This window comes from Mycobacterium sp. SMC-2, from assembly GCF_025263485.1.
In the GTDB taxonomy this organism is placed as follows: domain Bacteria; phylum Actinomycetota; class Actinomycetes; order Mycobacteriales; family Mycobacteriaceae; genus Mycobacterium.
The window spans coordinates 1,749,746-1,768,262 of sequence record NZ_CP079863.1; the positions used below are offsets into that span (position 1 = coordinate 1,749,746).

At 68.5% G+C, this 18,517-nt stretch carries 18 protein-coding genes and 1 pseudogene; 10 read left to right on the top strand and 9 right to left on the bottom strand.

Annotation, left to right across the window (positions count from 1 at the left end):
- Positions 1–102 precede the first annotated feature (102 nt).
- Both groES and groL read left to right on the top strand, forming a co-directional pair.
- Positions 103–405, top strand: a complete 303-nt coding sequence (gene groES, locus KXD96_RS08325; RefSeq protein WP_007167930.1) for a co-chaperone GroES — start codon at positions 103–105, stop codon at positions 403–405.
- Between the two features lie 182 nt (positions 406–587).
- Positions 588–2,213, top strand: a complete 1,626-nt coding sequence (gene groL, locus KXD96_RS08335; RefSeq protein WP_260744132.1) for a chaperonin GroEL — start codon at positions 588–590, stop codon at positions 2,211–2,213.
- 130 nt (positions 2,214–2,343) lie between these two features.
- On the opposite strand, the gene KXD96_RS08340 is transcribed toward groL, so the two are convergent.
- The gene (locus KXD96_RS08340) at positions 2,344–2,904 is read right to left on the bottom strand and encodes an OsmC family protein (RefSeq protein WP_260744133.1); all 561 of its coding nucleotides are present in this window, start codon (positions 2,902–2,904) and stop codon (positions 2,344–2,346) included.
- A 92-nt stretch (positions 2,905–2,996) separates the two neighbouring features.
- Here KXD96_RS08340 and KXD96_RS08345 point away from each other — a divergent pair, with 92 nt between their 5' ends.
- A complete protein-coding gene (locus KXD96_RS08345) occupies positions 2,997–3,653 on the top strand; it encodes a TetR/AcrR family transcriptional regulator (RefSeq protein WP_260744134.1) in 657 nt (218 codons plus the stop codon).
- A gap of 436 nt (positions 3,654–4,089) precedes the next feature.
- Here KXD96_RS08345 and KXD96_RS08350 read toward each other — a convergent pair whose 3' ends face one another.
- The 4 genes from KXD96_RS08350 to KXD96_RS08370 form a co-directional block, all read right to left on the bottom strand.
- Positions 4,090–4,491 (bottom strand): hydrogenase, encoded by a 402-nt coding sequence (locus KXD96_RS08350; protein ID WP_260744135.1) that lies wholly within the window; start codon positions 4,489–4,491, stop codon positions 4,090–4,092.
- A gap of 105 nt (positions 4,492–4,596) precedes the next feature.
- Positions 4,597–5,361 (bottom strand): superoxide dismutase family protein, encoded by a 765-nt coding sequence (locus KXD96_RS08355; RefSeq protein ID WP_260744136.1) that lies wholly within the window; start codon positions 5,359–5,361, stop codon positions 4,597–4,599.
- A gap of 35 nt (positions 5,362–5,396) precedes the next feature.
- The gene (locus tag KXD96_RS08360; RefSeq protein WP_396878250.1) at positions 5,397–5,795 is read right to left on the bottom strand and encodes a hypothetical protein; all 399 of its coding nucleotides are present in this window, start codon (positions 5,793–5,795) and stop codon (positions 5,397–5,399) included.
- A gap of 51 nt (positions 5,796–5,846) precedes the next feature.
- Positions 5,847–6,155 (bottom strand): WhiB family transcriptional regulator, encoded by a 309-nt coding sequence (locus KXD96_RS08370; RefSeq protein WP_066907726.1) that lies wholly within the window; start codon positions 6,153–6,155, stop codon positions 5,847–5,849.
- 363 nt (positions 6,156–6,518) lie between these two features.
- Here KXD96_RS08370 and KXD96_RS08375 point away from each other — a divergent pair, with 363 nt between their 5' ends.
- From KXD96_RS08375 to KXD96_RS08385, 3 genes are all read left to right on the top strand, one after another.
- Complete coding sequence (locus KXD96_RS08375) at positions 6,519–7,328, top strand: hypothetical protein (protein WP_260744139.1); 810 nt, start codon at positions 6,519–6,521, stop codon at positions 7,326–7,328.
- Positions 7,329–7,418: 90 nt separating this feature from the next.
- Positions 7,419–7,994 (top strand): sigma-70 family RNA polymerase sigma factor, encoded by a 576-nt coding sequence (locus KXD96_RS08380; protein WP_066945594.1) that lies wholly within the window; start codon positions 7,419–7,421, stop codon positions 7,992–7,994.
- Complete coding sequence (locus tag KXD96_RS08385; RefSeq protein ID WP_260744140.1) at positions 7,981–8,703, top strand: anti-sigma-D factor RsdA; 723 nt, start codon at positions 7,981–7,983, stop codon at positions 8,701–8,703. Before KXD96_RS08380 ends, KXD96_RS08385 begins: the two co-directional genes overlap by 14 nt.
- Here the strand turns inward: KXD96_RS08385 and KXD96_RS08390 are convergent.
- Positions 8,700–9,107 carry a DUF5319 domain-containing protein gene (locus KXD96_RS08390; protein ID WP_046186907.1) on the bottom strand — a complete coding sequence of 136 codons (408 nt, stop codon included), beginning with the start codon at positions 9,105–9,107 and terminating at the stop codon, positions 8,700–8,702. The two genes, KXD96_RS08385 and KXD96_RS08390, sit on opposite strands and share 4 nt — an antisense overlap.
- Positions 9,108–9,270: 163 nt before the next feature.
- Here KXD96_RS08390 and guaB point away from each other — a divergent pair, with 163 nt between their 5' ends.
- Genes guaB through KXD96_RS08405 form a run of 3 tightly spaced genes read left to right on the top strand, consistent with a single transcriptional unit; the run spans position 9,271 to position 13,791 of the window.
- Entirely contained in the window at positions 9,271–10,860 is a 1,590-nt protein-coding gene (gene guaB / locus KXD96_RS08395) for an IMP dehydrogenase (protein WP_260744141.1), read from the top strand.
- Positions 10,861–10,867: 7 nt separating this feature from the next.
- Positions 10,868–11,995: a GuaB3 family IMP dehydrogenase-related protein gene (locus tag KXD96_RS08400; RefSeq protein ID WP_260744142.1), complete on the top strand. Its 1,128-nt coding sequence runs from the start codon at positions 10,868–10,870 to the stop codon at positions 11,993–11,995.
- A 53-nt stretch (positions 11,996–12,048) separates the two neighbouring features.
- Positions 12,049–13,791 carry a GMC oxidoreductase gene (locus tag KXD96_RS08405; RefSeq protein WP_260744143.1) on the top strand — a complete coding sequence of 581 codons (1,743 nt, stop codon included), beginning with the start codon at positions 12,049–12,051 and terminating at the stop codon, positions 13,789–13,791.
- Between the two features lie 52 nt (positions 13,792–13,843).
- Here the strand turns inward: KXD96_RS08405 and KXD96_RS08410 are convergent, their stop codons facing one another.
- Positions 13,844–14,737, bottom strand: coding sequence for a TauD/TfdA family dioxygenase (locus tag KXD96_RS08410; RefSeq protein ID WP_260744144.1), 894 nt, complete (start codon positions 14,735–14,737; stop codon positions 13,844–13,846).
- A gap of 61 nt (positions 14,738–14,798) precedes the next feature.
- Here KXD96_RS08410 and KXD96_RS08415 point away from each other — a divergent pair, with 61 nt between their 5' ends.
- Complete coding sequence (locus KXD96_RS08415) at positions 14,799–15,365, top strand: TetR/AcrR family transcriptional regulator (protein ID WP_260744145.1); 567 nt, start codon at positions 14,799–14,801, stop codon at positions 15,363–15,365.
- A 3-nt stretch (positions 15,366–15,368) separates the two neighbouring features.
- Here the strand turns inward: KXD96_RS08415 and KXD96_RS08420 are convergent, their stop codons facing one another.
- Together KXD96_RS08420 and KXD96_RS08425 are read right to left on the bottom strand one after the other, a co-directional pair.
- The gene (locus tag KXD96_RS08420; RefSeq protein ID WP_260744146.1) at positions 15,369–17,735 is read right to left on the bottom strand and encodes a glycoside hydrolase family 65 protein; all 2,367 of its coding nucleotides are present in this window, start codon (positions 17,733–17,735) and stop codon (positions 15,369–15,371) included.
- Positions 17,732–18,485: pseudogene (locus KXD96_RS08425) on the bottom strand (beta-phosphoglucomutase family hydrolase). The gene KXD96_RS08420 and the pseudogene KXD96_RS08425 overlap by 4 nt, the downstream one beginning before the upstream one ends.
- Positions 18,486–18,517 lie beyond the last annotated feature (32 nt).

Consider the following 18,517-nt stretch of genomic DNA (forward strand, 5'->3'; position numbering starts at 1 on the left):
GCACCCGCGACGACGACGCTCGGGATCGGACGACTGCCGAATCCCCTGATAATTCCGGGGCGACCGCCCCGGACCCGATCTAACTAGTGGAGGGCTCCAATCGTGGCGAAGGTGAACATCAAGCCACTCGAGGACAAGATTCTCGTGCAGGCCAACGAGGCCGAGACCACGACCGCGTCCGGTCTGGTCATTCCTGACACCGCCAAGGAGAAGCCGCAGGAAGGCACCGTCGTCGCAGTCGGTCCCGGCCGCTGGGACGAGGACGGTGAGAAGCGGATCCCGCTCGACGTGTCGGAAGGTGACACCGTCATCTACAGCAAGTACGGCGGCACCGAGATCAAGTACAACGGCGAGGAGTACCTGATCCTGTCGGCGCGCGACGTGCTGGCCGTCGTATCGAAGTAAGCACCGTGATCCGCCCCGGCGATCCCCGCGCATGTCGCGGGTGATTTCCGGGGCGGCGCGCGTTAGCGGGTAGTGGCGATCGCAAGCGCGGCGAAGCCGGGCGAAGCGGGTCGCCACCCTTCAAGCACGTGGCGTTCGCAAGCGCGGCGAAGCGGGTCGCCACCCTTCAAACAAGGAGCCTGATGAGCAAGGTAATTGAGTACGACGAGACCGCGCGCCGGGCGATCGAGGCCGGCGTCAACGCGCTCGCCGACGCGGTCAGGGTGACGCTAGGGCCGCGCGGCCGGCATGTGGTGCTGGCCAAGGCATTTGGCGGGCCGACGATCACCAACGACGGTGTCACCGTTGCGCGTGAGATCGACCTGGAAGACCCGTTCGAGAACCTGGGCGCCCAGTTGGTGAAGTCGGTCGCCACCAAGACCAACGACGTGGCCGGTGACGGCACCACCACGGCGACCGTGCTGGCGCAGGCGCTGGTCAAGGGCGGGCTGCGCCTGGTCGCGGCCGGCGCCAACCCGATCGAGCTCGGGGTGGGAATCTCGAAGGCGGCCGACGCGACGTCGGAGGCGCTGCTGGCGGCGGCCACCCCGGTGTCCGGCAAGGAGGGCATCGCCCAGGTGGCGACGGTGTCGTCGCGCGATCCGCAGCTGGGCGAGCTGGTCGGCGAGGCGATGAGCAAGGTCGGTACCGACGGCGTGGTCAGCGTCGAAGAGGCCTCGACGCTGAGCACCGAGCTGGAGTTCACCGAGGGCGTCGGTTTCGACAAGGGTTTCCTGTCGGCATATTTCGTCACGGACTTCGATTCGCAGGAAGCCGTGCTGGACGAACCGCTGATCCTGTTGCACCAGGAGAAGATCAGCTCGCTGCCCGACCTGCTGCCCATGCTGGAGAAGGTCGCCGAATCGGGCAAGCCGCTGCTGATCATCGCCGAGGACGTCGAGGGCGAGGCCCTGGCGACGCTGGTCGTCAACTCGATTCGCAAGACGCTCAAGGCGGTTGCCGTCAAGGCGCCGTTCTTCGGCGACCGGCGCAAGGCCTTCCTCGAGGACCTGGCGGTGGTGACCGGCGGCCAGGTGATCAACCCCGACGCCGGCCTGCTGCTGCGTGAGGTGGGCACCGACGTGCTGGGCTCGGCCCGACGCGTGGTGGTCAGCAAGGACGACACCATCATCGTCGACGGCGGCGGCTCCAAGGATGCGGTCGCAGACCGGATCAAGCAGTTGCGCGCCGAGATCGAGAAGAGCGATTCCGAGTGGGACCGCGAGAAGCTGCAGGAGCGGCTGGCCAAGCTGGCCGGTGGCGTGGCCGTGATCAAGGTGGGCGCCGCCACCGAGACCGCGCTCAAGGAACGCAAGGAAAGCGTCGAGGATGCCGTCGCGGCCGCCAAGGCCGCCGTCGAGGAGGGCATCGTCGCGGGCGGTGGCTCGGCCCTGATCGTGGCGCGCACCGCGCTGCAGGAACTGCGCGGCTCGCTGTCCGGTGACCAGGCCGCGGGCGTCGACGTGTTCGCCGAGGCGCTGGCGGCACCGCTGTACTGGATCGCGACCAACGCCGGCCTGGACGGCGCGGTCGCGGTGAGCAAGGTCGCTGAGTTGCCGGCCGGTCACGGGCTCAACGCCGACAAGCTCACCTATGGCGACTTGCTCGCCGATGGCGTGATCGATCCGGTGAAGGTGACGCGATCCGCGGTGCTCAACGCGGCGTCGGTGGCGCGGATGGTGCTGACCACCGAGACGGCCATCGTCGACAAGCCGGCCGAGGAGGCTGATGACCATGGCCATGGCCATGGCCATCATCACCACCACTAGGTTGTGCTGAGTTCCGAAGGGCCGGGGCTAATTCTGGACCCGGTCCTTCGGCTCTGTGGCCCTAGCGCCGTCCCCCACACGGGAGGTCCGTCGCCAAACAACGCGGTCGCGCGGACACCGTGCGGATCGCTCAGGCCCGGACTAGGTCGATGGCAACGGGGACGGGGTTGCTGACTAAGTCGAGGACGGGGGAGTAGCGGGTGAGGCTGGCGAGCTCGGCGAGCTGATTGTCATCGACGTCGCCGGTGGCCTCGATCGTGACCCGGATCTTCTCGTAGCCGGGGCGCACACTGTCGTTGAGCCCGAGGACGCCCTGTGCGTCCAGGTCTCCCTGGATGGTGGCCTCCAGACCCTCCAGTGCGATGCCGCGGGCGGCGGCGTGGAAAACGATCGTGCCGGTGAGGCAGGACGCAAGGGCGTGGAGGACATATTCGCTGGCGTTGGGCGCCCGGTTTTCACCGAGCAGGACTGGCGGCTCGTCGGAATCGACAGTGAACGGCGCTGTCCGGGAGGCGTCTTCTTGTCCGACGCCGTAAAAGTCCTTGATCGTCGTGCGGCTGTGGCTGCCGTCTATCCACTCGTGGCGAGCACGGAATTGAAACCGTGCTAGAGGGGGGTTGGCGGTGACGGCGTCGATGGTTCCGGCGATTTGGGCGACGTCCAGGCCGTTGATGGTGGTGGTTGCGTACATGATCGAGCTCCTTTGTGAGCAATTAGCACGATCGGTCGTGCTAAATTCGAGAGTACGATCGGTCGTGCTATCTTGTCAACATGGTGACCGAAATGATCCAGCGCAACCGTGCACAACGACAGCCGCGCGCCGACGGCGAACGAACCCGCAGCGCGATTCTGCGAACCGCCGCATCGCTGGCCACGGTCGACGGCCTAGAGGGCCTTTCTATAGGGAACCTGGCCGCCGCGACCGGCATCAGCAAGAGCGGCCTTTACGCCCACTTCGGTAGCAAACAGCAACTCCAGCTGGCAACCGTTGAGGAAGCGGAGCGGATCCTCGATGCGGAAGTCATACAGCCCGCGCTCGGTGCCCCGCCCGGCCTAACCCAGCTAGTAGCGCTGTGCGAAGCGTTCTTCAACTACCTGCAGCGACGCGTCTTCCCCGGCGGTTGCTTCTTCGCTGCCACGGCACTGGAGATGGGCACCCGCCCAGGTCCCGTCAAGGAACGGATCGCCGCCTTCCAGGACGAATTCGTCGCGATGCTCCGAGACATTGCGGCCACCGCAGTTGAGCGGCGCGAACTTCCCGCCTCCGAGGACCCCGACCGGCTCGCATTCGAGCTGCACGCGACGCTCCTGGCCGCCGACGCCAGATTCGTACTGCACGACGACCCGGCAGTCCTGGACCTGGCCCGCCAGGTCGTCCGCCATCGGCTAGGACTGGTGGACGGCCCAACCGCCACCGAAAGCGGCGATAGCCCGGCATAGCTGCGGTCGCTGCCAGCGCCCGAAACCGAAGGCACCTACCTAGCTGACCGGCGCCCGGGCTTTGGAACAGATGTGTCGTCACGACAGCCGTCAGCTTCCTTGGTCGATGCGCTATGTAATCAGCGCGCTCTGGAGCAGGCCCTTCACGTTCGATTCCGGATATATGCACTACTTGGACGCGCCCGCATCGGTTTACAACTTCCTGCTAACGGTCCCGCAACCTACCCCGCTGAGACTGTTTGTGGCAGTAACAGGTCAGCTGCCGTCTCGCCCGGTGGTACATCCTGCACGACCGAGACGGCCATCGTCGACAAGCCGGCCGACGAACACGACGACCACGGCCACGGGCATCGTCGCCACCACTAAGTAAGCAAGAACGGCAAGGCCCCCGTATCCGCTGAGGAACGGGGGTCTTGCCGTTTTGCCGCCCGGGTGATCAGAGCCCAACGATCACGATGCCCACGCCGACAACGATCGCCACCGCCAGCGACAACAACAGAAAGCTGACGATCCGCTCCTTCGCGGCCGACGCCTCGTGGTCGGCCGCCGCGATCGGCGCAAGTCTGCGCCCAGCGCCCCACGCCGCCGCGAGCAGGGTCGCGAGCCAGTTCGCGTAGGCGGCGTACACGATCAGCACGACCGCCGTGACTCCCCACGCGTGGGGCAGGTGGAGGTGTGGCCAGAGCAGGCCGACGACCACGAGGAACATGCCGTTCAGGACGGCCTCGAGGTGGCTCGACAGCGCCATGCGTGGGTTCGTCAGCGCCGGAACGGCGAATCCGGTGAGCAGGCCGATGAGGAACAGGACCAACCCGAGGGTGAACAGCATCGTCTGCATGTCAGAAGGGTAGGAGCGTCGGGCCGTTCCTCGAAACAGAAACCAGTGCGCGCGATCGGCGTGTCGTCGCCGAGGGTTATGCGTCGCGGGCGTGGTGATCAGGCGTCAGCGTGGCGGGAGGCTGGGCGGGGTCGTCACGGTCGTGGTCGGCACGGACGTGTACGTCGGGGTGCTGGTGACCGTGACGGTGCTCGTGCTCGTGCTCGTGGACGGCGGTGGCACGGCGGTGGTGGTGGTGATCGTCGTGACGCTGGTCGTCGTCGAGTTGGACGAGGTCGTCGTCGCCGAGGCCGCGGCGATCACACCGCACGCCACCCGCCTGCCCGACTCACCGGTGGAACCGGTGCTCAAGTTGTCCGCGGTCTGGTGGACGACCAGCGCGGTGCCCGAGCTGTTTCTCAGGTCCGAGGCGGTGAACAGGTTGGTGGTGGTGACGAGTTTGGCCGAGCCGTCGTTGCGCACCTGCAACGCGGTCAGGTCGCCGCTGGCGGGAAAACCCGTGTGGTCGGGCGCCTGGTAGACGCTTCCGGCCGAGTTGAAGTCCCCGGTCGGGCCGCCCGCCGGCGCGGCCGAATTGGCCTCGCATCTGCCGACCGAATGTATCTGCAGCCCATGGAAACCCGGGCTCAGGACCTGATTGGGGCCGGCCTCCACGGTGACCGTCGCGTAGCCGTTGGCGAAATCGATGGTGGCGGTGGCGACCTGGTTTCCGTCGGCGCTCTTCAACTGCGTCGTCATCCGCTCCGCGCCGGGCGGCGCGCTGGAGGACGGCGACGTGGTGGCCTGGCCACCCTGCTGGTTTGCGCATGCGGCCAGCGGTGCGATGGCGGCAGCGAGCGCCGCTGCCGCGACGCATACGCCCGTTTTCATTTGCCGGGCCTACCCCGGGCTGGCCGACCTCAAACTTAGACGTGCACGTCGCGCAGCCCGACGGCGAAGCGCAGGCCCGAGCAGTTGTAGCACCCCACGCACCCGACGCAGGCTTTGCAACCGAAGCAACCCAGGCACGCGACGCAACGCTGGCAGAAGGCGCACCCCAGACATGCGATGCTGCCGGCAACCGCGAGAGACATTGCGGTGACGATACTTCCGGCGACGGCCGCGCTGCCGGCCGTGCCGGCCGACCCGGCCACGGCGGTGCTGGCCACGGTGGCTACCGATCCGGCAACGCCGGCGCTGGCCACGGTGGCTACCGATCCCGCGACTCCGGCGCTGGCCACGGTGGCCACCGACCCGACTACGACTGTGGGTTCGGAAACGGCCGGGACGCTCTCGCCGTTAGTTGATGTGGCCACGCCCCTCATCTTGCGCCACGTTTTCGCTGCTGTCTCGCCCTTGCGGAGGCGGGGATCGTTCTAGGCCGAGCGGCGGATGCCGCGCGTGCGGCCGATGTCGCCCTTCAGCAGCATGTCGCGCTCGGATTCCGAGAGGCCGCCCCAAACCCCATAGGGCTCACCAACTTCCAGCGCGTGCGAACGGCACTCCTGGATCACCGGGCACTGGCGGCACATTTCTTTCGCGCGCTGCTCGCGCTGCATGCGGGCGCGGCCGCGCTCACCGTCGGGGTGGAAGAACATCGACGAGTCAACGCCGCGGCACAAGCCCTGCAGTTGCCAGTTCCAGATGTCGGCATTGGGTCCGGGTAGCTGCTCAGGCTGTGGCATTGGTGTCTCCCTCTCTGCACGGCACGCCCACTAAGGTCAGGTTCGCGAAGCGATTGTGCGACTGAATTGAAGCGGCGTCACCGATGACTACCCGTCATGCGTAGACGTTAGGGCCGGCGGCGAATTTGCGTCAATAGCCACTTAGCCCGGCAAAGTATGTAATGGTTATAAAAGAATTAACGCCGCGTTCATCTGTCAACCACTGGCGAAACACGCACAGTGCTACCAGGCGCTTGACGGATACGAAAGTTCGCAGTTCACGGGGTAGGAGAGGGTCGACAGCGATTAGTACAGGACCGCTTGTGATTAACAATTCGGTAACGCGAACAGCACAAACTGTTTACTGCCATCGCTGTGATTGAAATGCGTCACACTTCTGTGATTGACCGGAAGTTGGCCGCCGCCGCCTTCGGCGACGAACCCGGTATGTGGCCGCTGCCGACGGCGGTCACACCCGAGCAGTTGTGGTTGCGCGCCGTCGCCGCGGGCGGGCAGGGCCGCTACGGCAGCGCCTATCGCGACCTGGCGACGCTGCGGCGCAGCGCCCCCGCGGGCCGGCTGGTCTCGCTGGCGCACAGCACGCAGGGATCGTTTCTGCGCCAACTTGGTTGGCACACATTGGCGCGCGGCTGGGACGGTCGCGCGCTGGCGGTCTCCGGCGCGGACCCCGAGGCGCGCGCCGACGCCCTCATCGGGCTGGCGGCCGACGCGCTGGGCGTCGGCCGCTTTGCTCTCGCGACGACGTTGTTGAGTCGCGCGGACTCGGTCCTGGCCGCCGGGCCGGTGCCCGACCGGCTGCCGGTGCGCCGTGGGTGGGTGGCCGCCGAGCTGGCGATGGCTCAGGGCGACGGCGAAATCGCCGTCCGCCATGCGAACGACGCGGCCGAGCTGGCGGGAGCCATGGTCGTCCCGTCGGCGCGGCACGCGGTCAAGAGCGAGGTGGTGCTGGCGGCCGCACTGTGCGGCGCCGGATCCGTCGAGCGCGCCGGGGCGGTGGCGGAGGCGGCGCTGGAGGCCACCGGCCGGCTCGGGCTGGTCCCGCTTCGATGGGCGTTGGCGTGCTTGCTGATTGATCTCGGCAGCGTCACATTCTCGCCACAGCAACTGCGCGAAATTCGCGATGTCTGCGCAGGCCAAGTGCGGCGCGCCGGTGCGACGTGGCGTTCCGCTTGAAATGGCCTTGCGCCCGTTATTGTCATTTCGTTAGTTAGCCCGGTTAGCCCGCGATGTGTCCGGTTCGTAACGTTGGAGATACCGCCGTCGATGACAATTCAAGGGGATCGTCTCGACGCCGTGGTGGCCAAAGCCGTGGCGGGGGACAGCAACGCACTACGGGAGGTGCTGGAGACCATCCGTCCGATTGTCGTGCGCTATTGCCGCGCGCGGGTCGGGACAGTCGAGCGGGGTGGTCTGTCGGCGGATGACGTGGCACAGGAGGTGTGCTTGGCAACTATCACGGCGTTGCCGCGTTACCGGGACCGCGGACGTCCCTTTCTCGCCTTTCTGTACGGCATAGCGGCACACAAGGTCGCGGACGCCCATCGCGCCGCCGGCCGCGATCTCTCCTATCCCACCGAGGTGATCCCCGAGCGTTGGTCGTCCGACGCGGGCCCGGAACAGCGGGCCATCGAGGCCGATTCGGTCAGCCGGATGAGCGAACTGCTCGAGATCCTGCCCGCCAAGCAGCGCGAGATCCTGATCCTGCGCGTCGTCGTCGGCCTGTCCGCCGAGGAGACCGCGTCCGCCGTCGGCAGCACCACGGGAGCGGTCCGAGTGGCCCAGCACCGCGCGCTGTCCCGGCTGAAGTCCGAAATGATCGCGGCGGGTGACTGTGCCTGAATCCCTGGACGAATTCGCCCGCACCGACCTGCTTCTCGACGCACTCGCCGAGCGTCGGCCGGTGCACGTCGGTGACCCCGACACGGACGCGATGGCCACCCTGCTGGAGGACTGGCGCGACAACTTGCGGTGGCCGCCGGCCAGCGCGCTGGTGTCGGCCGAAGAGGCCGTCACGGCCCTGCGCACCGGGTTGGCCGACCGTCGCCGCAGCCGTCGCGTCCTGGCGACGATCGGATCGGTCGCCGCGGCGCTGTTGGTGATGAGCGGCTTCGGCGCCATGGTGGTCGAGGCCCGTCCCGGCACCACGCTGTACGGGCTGCACGCCATGTTCTTCGACCAGCCGCGGGTCAACGGGAAGAATCAGGTCATGCTGTCCGCCAGGGCCGACCTGGCCAAGGTGCAGGAATCGATCGACCGGGGTGAATGGGACCAGGCCCGGAATCAACTGACCGAGGTGAGCAGCCTGGTCCAGTCGATCGACGACCCGGCCGCCAAACAGGAGCTGACGTATCAGCTGAAACTGTTGAACCTCAGGGTCGGCTCGCGCAACCCGAACGCGACGCTGCCGCCCCCGGCGAACACGCCGTCAGCGTGGTCGACCCCGTCCGGGGCTTCGCCGAGCCCGTCGGTCGCGCCGTCGCCGAGTCAGTCGTGGAGCAGGCACCGGCATCACGGGCAGACGTCGGCGGTGACGCCGGACACGCCCTAGCGGCGGTATCCGTCGGCGTCGGACGTGGCCTCGTTGAGCGAGGCGTCCGCGTATCCCCGGCAGTAGTCCCACGTGACGTAGGCGTCCGGCTCGGGGTCGTAGGCCGGCTCGTGGGGGCGGACCGTGCCGTCGATCAGCAACTGCAGCAGGTTCGCCCGCAGCATGTCCCAGTCGTGATAGTGATCCTGCTGGCATTCGTCGCAGCACACCACGAGCCCGCGAATACCCTTGTGCGCCAACAACGCCTCGTACACCGCCAGGTCGGCCAGGTCGGCCTCGACCGCCATCCGCTCTTGGGCGTCCAGGGGCTGCCCCGGCTCTACGGCTTCGAGCGCCGCCGACGGATCGCAGGGGTCGTCGGCGAAGGGATCGGGCGGCAAACCCGGGGGAAGGTGATCGCGCACGCACACTAGCCTACGCAGCCCGGCGGGGATAACGCCAGCAGGGAAGTCGCCGGTCGTTTCCGTGCCGTTTGGCGCCCGCGCCGCGCCCCGGCAAGCGGGTCCATGGGGCAGGCGAGCCGATAGGATGGGGTTCTCACGCCGCATCGTATGGAGGGCCCCACCGATGACCCGTGGCTTGTCCCACCTGGAAGACAGTTCCGACCTCGTCGGCAGCCCCTACGTGCGCGTGGGCGGACTGGTCGACGACCCGGTGCCCACCGGGGGCGACAACCCGCACAAGGTCGCGATGCTGGGCCTGACCTTCGACGACGTCTTGTTGCTGCCCGCGGCTTCCGATGTGGTTCCCGCCACCGCGGATACGTCCAGCCAGCTCACCAAGAAGATAAGGCTCAAAGTGCCGCTGGTCAGCTCCGCGATGGACACGGTCACCGAGTCGCGGATGGCCATCGCGATGGCCAGGGCGGGTGGCATGGGCGTGCTGCACCGCAACCTGCCGGTCGCCGAGCAGGCCGGCCAGGTCGAGATGGTGAAGCGCTCCGAGGCCGGGATGGTCACCGACCCGGTCACCTGCCGGCCGGACAACACCCTGGCGCAGGTCGACGCGCTGTGCGCCCGGTTCCGGATCTCGGGCCTGCCGGTGGTCGACGACTCCGGGGCGCTGGTCGGCATCATCACCAACCGCGACATGCGGTTCGAGGTGGACCAGACCCGCAAGGTCGCCGAGGTGATGACCAAGGCCCCGCTGATCACCGCCCAGGAGGGGGTGAGCGCCGATGCGGCGCTGGGGCTGTTGCGCCGCAACAAGATTGAGAAGCTGCCCGTCGTCGACGGCCACGGCCGGCTGACCGGGCTGATCACCGTCAAGGACTTCGTCAAGACCGAACAGCACCCGCTGGCCACCAAGGACAGCGACGGCCGGTTGCTGGTGGGCGCCGCCGTCGGCGTCGGCGGCGACGCGTGGGTCCGCGCGATGATGCTGGTCGACGCCGGGGCCGACGTCCTGATCGTGGACACCGCGCACGCGCACAACCGGCTGGTGCTCGACATGGTTGGCAAGCTCAAGGCCGACGTGGGCGAGAAGGTCGAGGTGATCGGCGGGAACGTCGCCACCCGGGCCGCGGCCCGGGCGCTGGTCGACGCCGGCGCCGACGCGGTCAAGGTCGGCGTGGGACCGGGCTCGATCTGCACCACCCGGGTGGTGGCCGGGGTCGGCGCGCCACAAATCACGGCGATCCTGGAGGCCGTCGCGGCCTGCGGCCCGGCGGGCGTGCCGGTGATCGCCGACGGCGGGCTGCAGTATTCCGGCGACATCGCCAAGGCGCTGGCCGCCGGCGCCTCGACGGCCATGCTGGGCTCGCTGCTGGCCGGCACCGCCGAGGCCCCCGGCGAGCTGATCTTCGTCAACGGCAAGCAGTTCAAGAGCTACCGCGGCATGGGGTCGCTGGGCGCCATGCAGGGCAGGGCCGGGGGGAAGTCGTACTCCAAGGACCGCTACTTCGCCGACGACGCGCTCTCCGAGGACAAGCTGGTGCCGGAGGGGATCGAGGGCCGGGTGCCGTTCCGCGGTCCGCTGTCCTCGGTGATCCACCAGCTCACCGGCGGGCTGCGCGCGGCGATGGGCTACACCGGCTCGCCCACCATCGAGGCGCTGCAGCAGGCGCAGTTCGTCCGGATCACCTCGGCCGGACTGCGCGAAAGCCATCCGCACGACGTCGCCATGACCGTCGAAGCGCCGAACTACTTTGCGCGCTGAGGCCGGCATGGTCGAAATCGGCATGGGCCGCAACGCCCGGCGCACCTATGAGCTGAGCGAAGTCAGCATCGTGCCGTCGCGGCGCACCCGGTCGTCGCAGGACGTGTCCACCACCTGGCAGCTGGACGCCTACCGGTTCGAGATCCCGGTGGTGGCCCACCCGACCGACGCCCTGGTGTCGCCGGAGTTCGCCATCGAGCTCGGCCGGCTGGGCGGGCTGGGTGTGCTCAACGGTGAGGGGCTGATCGGCCGGCACGCCGACGTGGAGGGCAAGATCGCCCAGCTCGTCGAGGCCGCCACCAAGGAGCCCGAACCGTCGGCGTCGATCCGGCTGCTGCAGGAACTGCACGCCGCGCCGCTCAACCCCGACCTGTTGGGATCCGCCGTCGCGCGCATCCGGGAGGCCGGCGTGACCACGGCGGTGCGGGTCAGCCCGCAGAACGCCCAGGCGCTGACCCCGGTGCTGCTGCAGGCCGGCATCGACCTGCTGGTCATCCAGGGCACGATCGTCTCCGCGGAACGGGTGGCCAGCGACGGCGAGCCGCTGAACCTGAAGACCTTCATCGCCGAGCTCGACATCCCGGTGGTGGCGGGTGGGGTGCAGGACCACCGCACCGCGCTGCACCTGATGCGCACCGGCGCCGCCGGCGTCATCGTCGGTTACGGCTCGACGAGGGGGGTGACGACGACCGACGAGGTGTTGGGCATCAGCGTGCCGATGGCCACCGCCATCGCCGACGCCGCCGCCGCGCGCCGCGAATACCTCGACGAGACCGGCGGCCGCTACGTGCACGTGCTGGCCGACGGCGACATCCACACCTCCGGCGAGCTGGCCAAGGCGATCGCCTGCGGGGCCGACGCCGTGGTGCTCGGCACCCCGCTCGCCGAGTCCGCCGAGGCGCTCGGCGGGGGCTGGTTCTGGCCGGCCGCCGCGGCGCACCCGTCGTTGCCCCGCGGGGCGTTGCTGCAGATCGCCCTCGGTGAGCGGCCGCCGCTGGAGCGGGTGCTGGGCGGGCCGTCCGACGACCCGTTCGGCTCCCTGAACCTGGTCGGTGGCCTGCGCCGATCGATGGCCAAGGCCGGCTATTGCGACCTCAAGGAGTTCCAGAAGGTCGGGCTGACCGTCGGGAGCTGATCCCCGCCGGGGGCCGCTGGCTCGTTACCCGTGAGTAAGGCCATACTGGTGCGATGAGGCCGGATTACGACGTCCTGATCATCGGTTCGGGTTTCGGGGGCAGTGTCAGCGCTCTGCGGCTGACCGAAAAGGGCTACCGCGTAGGCGTATTGGAGGCGGGGCGGCGCTTCGCCGACGAGGATTTCGCCGAGACGTCCTGGGACCTGCGCAAGTTCCTGTGGGCGCCGAAGCTGGGCTGCTACGGCATTCAGCGGATCCACCCGCTGCGCAACGTGATGATCCTGGCCGGCGCCGGGGTGGGCGGCGGCTCCCTGAACTACGCCAACACGCTCTACGTGCCGCCGGAGCCGTTCTTCAAAGACCGGCAGTGGTCGCACATCACCGACTGGCGCGACGAGTTGATGCCGCACTACGAGCAGGCGAAACGGATGCTAGGGGTGGTCACGAACCCGACCTTCACCGACGCCGACCGCGTCCTGAAGGAAGTCGCCGACGAGATGGGCTGCGGTGACACCTTCGTGCCCACCCCGGTGGGCGTGTTCTTCGGCCCCGACGGCACCAAGACGCCCGGCAAGACGGTGCCGGACCCGTACTTCGGCGGCGCGGGACCGGAGCGCACCGGCTGCCTGGAGTGTGGTTGCTGCATGACGGGCTGTCGCTACGGGGCCAAGAACACGCTGCTGAAGAACTACCTCGGCCTCGCGGAATCGGCTGGGGCGCAAGTCATTCCGATGACGACGGTCAAGGGTTTCCAGCAGCGCCCCGACGGGGTGTGGGAGGTCCGCACCGTGCGCACCGGAAGCTGGCTGCGCAGGGACCGGCGCACCTTCACGGCGACGCACCTGATCCTGGCGGCGGGCACCTGGGGAACGCAGCACCTGCTGTTCAAGATGCGCGACAAGGGCAAGTTGCCGCGCCTGTCTGAGCGGCTGGGCGTGCTGACCCGCACCAACTCCGAGTCCATCGTCGGCGCCGGCAAGCTCGAGGTCGACCCGAACCTGGACCTGACGCACGGCGTAGCCATCACTTCGTCGATCCACCCGACCTCGGACACCCACGTCGAACCCTGTCGCTACGGCAAGGGATCCAACGCGATGGGTCTGCTGCAGACGCTGATGACCGACGGCACCGGCCCGGAGGGCACCGACGTGGCGCGCTGGAAGCAGCTGTTGGACCAGGCCCGCGAGGATCCGCGGCGCATGATGCGGATGCTCAACGTCCACCAGTGGAGCGAGCGCACCCTGATCGCGCTGGTCATGCAGCACCTGGACAACTCGATCACCACCTACACCAAGCGCGGGAAGCTGGGCATCCGCTGGTACACGAGCAAGCAGGGGCACGGGGACCCCAACCCGGCCTGGATCCCCGTCGGGAACAGGGTCACCCGGCGCATCGCCGAGAAGATCGACGGCGTTGCCGGCGGCACCTGGGGCGAGCTGTTCAACATCCCGCTGACCGCGCACTTCCTCGGCGGCGCGGCGATCGGCGACGGCCCCGAGCACGGCGTGATCGACCCCTACCACCGGGTGTACGGCTACCCCACGATGTTCGTGGTGGACGGCGCCGCGATCTCGGCGAACCTGGGCGTCAACCCGTCGCTGTCCATCACCGCGCAGGCCGAACGGGCCGCCTCGCTGTGGCCGAACAAGGGCCAAAGGGATCAGCGCCCGGCGCAGGGGCAGCCGTACCGTCGGCTGGATCCGATCGCCCCGGAGCATCCGGTGGTGCCGGCCAGCGCACCGGGCGCGCTGCGCTGGTTGCCGATCGCCCCGGTGCGCTCGGCCGCCGACGCGTGACGACCGCGAGCGCGGCGTAGCCGGGCGATGCGGGTCGTCACGTCGGCTGGGGTTAGCTCGCGATCGCCTCGAGCGGGGCGCCGCTGACGACCCGGCTGCGCTGCCGGTGCACGTTGAAGGGCACGTCACCCATCAACGTGACGCGGTGCATCAGCCGGTGCTGGTCGTCGTAGTCGTCGATCGCCCGGTGCTGGGTGGCCCGGTTGTCCCAGATGGCGACGTCGCCCGGGGCCCAGTTCCAACGAATAGTGTTCTCCGGCATGGTGATTCGCCGTTGCAGCAATTCGAAGAGCACGGTCGATTCGTAGCTGTCCAGGCCGACGAACCCGCGCACGAAATCTCCCAACAGCAGCGTGCGCTCGCCGGTCTCCGGGTGCACGCGCACCACGGGGTGCTCGGTCCGGAAATCCGGCTTCTCGAAGGCCTGCCGGAACGCGCGCTGCGCGTCGGTCGATGCTTCGGGGGCGACGTAGTCATGGCGGTTGGTATGCAGCGCCCACAGGTCGTCGACGAGCCACGTGAGCGGCTCGGGCAGATCGTCGTAGGCGGCCGCGGTGTTGGTCCACAGCGTCGACCCGCCATACCGGGGCAGGGTGACCGCACGCAGGATCGAGGCCGCCGGGTAGTTGGCGACGAACGTGACGTCGGTGTGCCAGCGGTTCGCCTTGCCGTACTCGGAGTTGATCGGCGTGATGACGGGCGCGTTCTTGGCGGCGAGCACCTCGGCGGCCGGGTGGCCGACGGGCGTGCCCAGCAGGCCGGCGAACGCCAGTTGCTGGTCGTCATCGAGGTGATGCTGGTGGCGGAGGAAGATCACCTTGTGGGCCAACAGCGCCTGGTGGATCCTCTCGATCGCCTCCGCGTCGAGGTCGCCGCCAAGGCGCACCCCGTCGACCCGGGCACCGATGCGGCTTCCCAGCTTCGTGACGGTTATCTGACCGGTCATTTTTTCATCAATCCTCGTGAGACGGGTGTAGTCAATCGACTACATCAGGTAGTGTAGCCACATGACTACAGCGCCCGCAAGAGGCCGCGGGAAAATGCCCACCGGGCGGGCGGAGGTGGCCGCGGCGATCCTGGAGGCCGCGACCGACCTGTTCGCCGAGCGCGGCCCCGCCGCGACCTCGATCCGCGACATCGCCGCTCGGTCGAACGTCAACCACGGGCTGGTGTTTCGTCACTTCGGCACCAAGGACCAACTGGTGGGCGCGGTGCTCGATCACCTGGGCGCCGACCTGAGCGCCCTGCTGAGCTCCGAGCCGCCCGCCGACGTGCTGGACCGGGCCCTTGACCGGCAGATGCGCGTCATGGCCCGCACCGTGCTCGACGGGTATCCGGCGGGTCAGCTGCAGAAGCGCTTTCCCACCATCGCGACGTTGCTCGAATGGGTGCGTCCGCTGCACGACGACGAGACCGATGCGCGGCTCGCCGTCGCCAATGCCCTTGCGCTGCAATTCGGTTGGCGGCTCTTCGCGCCGATCCTGCGCACCGCCACGGGGCTCGACGAGCTGACGGACGACGAGATACGGGCGGCCGCGCGGGCCGAGGTGGGGCGGATCCTCAACCCCGGCTGACGCTCACTTCTTCCGGGACAGTGCCCGGCGGTGCATCGGCGCGCGGCCCCGCGGCTGCTGCGGGGGCGGCAGCAGCGGCTTGCGCTCGCGCAGCGCAATGGTTTTCGGTGCGTCGGTGGTCAGGCTGACCTCCTCGCCCGCGTGCCGGATGGTGAGCGCGCCGCCCGGTCCGTCGCGCACCGTGTAGGTGACGTCGGAATGGTTGACGTCGACCGTGACCCGGAAATCGCGCCACCGAAGCCGGAAACGCAGCCGCGAAATGCCGTCGGGCAGCGCGGGATCCAGCGACAGGATACCCTCGTCGTCGCGCAGGCCGCCGAAGCCGCCCACCAGCGCCGTCCAGGCGCCGGCCAGCGAGGCCATGTGCAAGCCGTCGCGGGTGTTGTGGTGCAGATCGCGCAGGTCGATCAGCCCGGCCTCATACGCGTAGTCGTGCGCCAATTCCAGGTGGCCGACCTCTGCGCACATCACCGCCTGGGTACAGGCGGACAGCGACGAGTCGCGCACCATGCGTCGCTCGTAGTAGTCGACGTTGCGGGCCTTCTGTTCCGCGGTGAACGCGTGGCTCTGCCACTGCATCGCCAGCACCAGGTCGGCCTGCTTGATCACCTGCGCGGGATAGAGCCGCACGTATGGGTCGTGCAGCAGCAATGGGTAGGAGTGGTTCTCCTCGAAGTCCCACTCCGCCAGGGTGGTGAACCCTTCGCATTGCTGATGGACCCCAAGGCCGGCGTCGTAGGGGATGTTGGCGGCGTCGGCCGCGTCGCGCCAGGAAGCCGTCTCCTCGGTGGTGACCCCCATGGCCTGCGCCGCCTCGGGGTGGCGGTTGCAGGCCTCGGCGGCGGTGCGCAGGTTGTGCGCGGCCATCAGGTTGGTGAAGACGTTGTCCCGCACGATCGCCGTGTACTCGTCGGGTCCGGTGACTCCGTCGAGGTGCCAGACGCCGTGCCGATCGTGGTGACCGAGCGAGACCCACAGCCGTGCGGTCTCGACGAGCACCGCTAGCCCGCAATGCTTTTCGAGCTCCTCGTCACCCGTGACGACGCGGTACCGCTCGAAGGCCATGGCGATGTCGGCGTTGATGTGCCAGGCCGCTGTGCCCGCCGGCCAGTAGGCCGAGCACTCCTGTCCGCGGATGGTGCGCCAGGGAAAGCTGGCGCCCTTGAGGCCGAGCTCGGCCGCCCGATCCTTGGCGAGGTCCAGCGTCGACGCCCGCCACCGCAGCGCATCGGCCACCGCATGCGGCGCGGTGTAGGTGAGCACCGGCAGCACGTACCCTTCGGTGTCCCAGAAGGCGTGACCGTCGTAGCCGGTTCCGGTGAGCCCCTTGGCCGGGATCGAGCGGCGCTCGGCGCGCGCGCTGGCCTGCAACAGGTGGAAAAGCCCGAACCGCACCGCCTGCTGGGCTTCGGGGTCGCCCTCGACCTCGACGTCCGCGCTGTCCCAGAAGTCGTCCAGGTAGGCCCGCTGCGACTTCAGCAACCCCTGCCACCCGCTGTAGCGGGCGCTGTGGATGGCGGCGGCGGCCTGGTCGCGCAGGGCCGGACGCGAACGCATGCTCGACCAGCCATACGCCAAGTACTTCACGATGCGCAGCTGTTGTCCGGGGCGCAGCCCGCAGATCACGGTGGTCCGCGCCAGGTCGTCGCGGGCGTCGGTGGAAAATTCGACGCGCCCCGGAACGTCGATCTCGTGGTCCATCGCGGCCGACATCATCAGGGCGCTGCTGCGGGTCCGGTGCATGAGAAGCGCTCCGGTGTCGGTGTTTTCGTGGTCGACTGCCACCAGCGGGCTCTCCAGAATGGCCGAAACCCGCGGGTCGCCGGAGGTCTGGGGTTGGTCCTCGTTGGTGACCAGTTCGGACTGCACCGTCACGCGAGCGAATTCGCCGACCGCTTCCACGACGTATTCGATGGCGGCGACACCGCGCTGGGCCAGCGACACCAGGCGGGTGGACACCAGCTTGATCTCCTTGCCCGCGGGGGAGCGCCAATGCGCTTCGCGGGTCATCGTTCCGGCCCGCATGTCGAGAACCCGTTCGTGCGAGATCAATTCGCCGTAGCGGACGTCGAACGGCTCGTCCTCGACGAGCAGGCGGATGATCTTGCCGTTGGTGACGTCGACGATCGTCTGGCCGGCCTCCGGGTAGCCGTAGCCGGCCTCCGCGTAGGGCAGCGGCCGGATCTCGTATAAGGAGTTCAGGTAGGTGCCGGGCAGGCCGTAGGGCTCACCCTCGTCGAGGTTGCCGCGTAGCCCGATGTGGCCGTTGGACAAGGTGAACAGCGACTCGGACTGGGCCAGGATGTTCAGGTCGAGCTTCGTTTCGTAGACATGCCATGGATCGACGGGAAACGATTCGTCGGTGATCATGACGGCAGCAGCTCGGCGAGGTCGGTGACCACCACGTCGGCGCCGTTGCGCCGCAGATCGTCGGCCTGACCCACTCGGTCGACGCCCACCACGAAGCCGAAGTGGCCGGCATGTCCGGCCTGCACGCCCGAGATCGCGTCCTCGAACACGGCCGCGGCGCCGGCGCCGACGCCGAGCAACTCGGCGCCGCGCAGGTAGGAGTCCGGCGCCGGCTTACCGGCGATGTGCTCGTCGCGCAGCCTGACGCCGTCCACTCGCTGCTGGATGAATCGGTCCAGGCCGGTGATCTCCAGGACGTCGCGGGTGTTGGCGCTCGAGGACACCACGGCGATTCCCAGCCCCGCCGCCGAGGCCGCCTCCAGGTATCGCCGCGAGCCCTCGAAGACCTCGACGCCGTCCTTGCGCAGGATCCGTTGGAACATTTCGTTCTTGCGGTTGCCCAGGCCGTATACCGTCTCGGCGGCTGGCGGGTCGTCGGGGCTGCCGTCGGGCAGATCGATCCCGCGGCTCTGCAGAAAGGAACGGACCCCGTCCTCGCGCTTCTTGCCGTCGACATACAGGCGGTAGTCGGCGGCCGCATCGAAGGGCACGAATTCCTCCCCGGTGCGTTGGGCCCGCTCGCAGAGGTAGTCGTCGAACATGGCCTTCCAGGCCTTGGTGTGCACGCTGGCGGTGTCGGTGAGCACGCCGTCGAGGTCGAACAGACAGGCGTGCACCTTCTCTGGCAGACCCAGCACGGCGGATCCTCACTGTCGGGGTTGTTGGCCGCTACCAGTTCACCA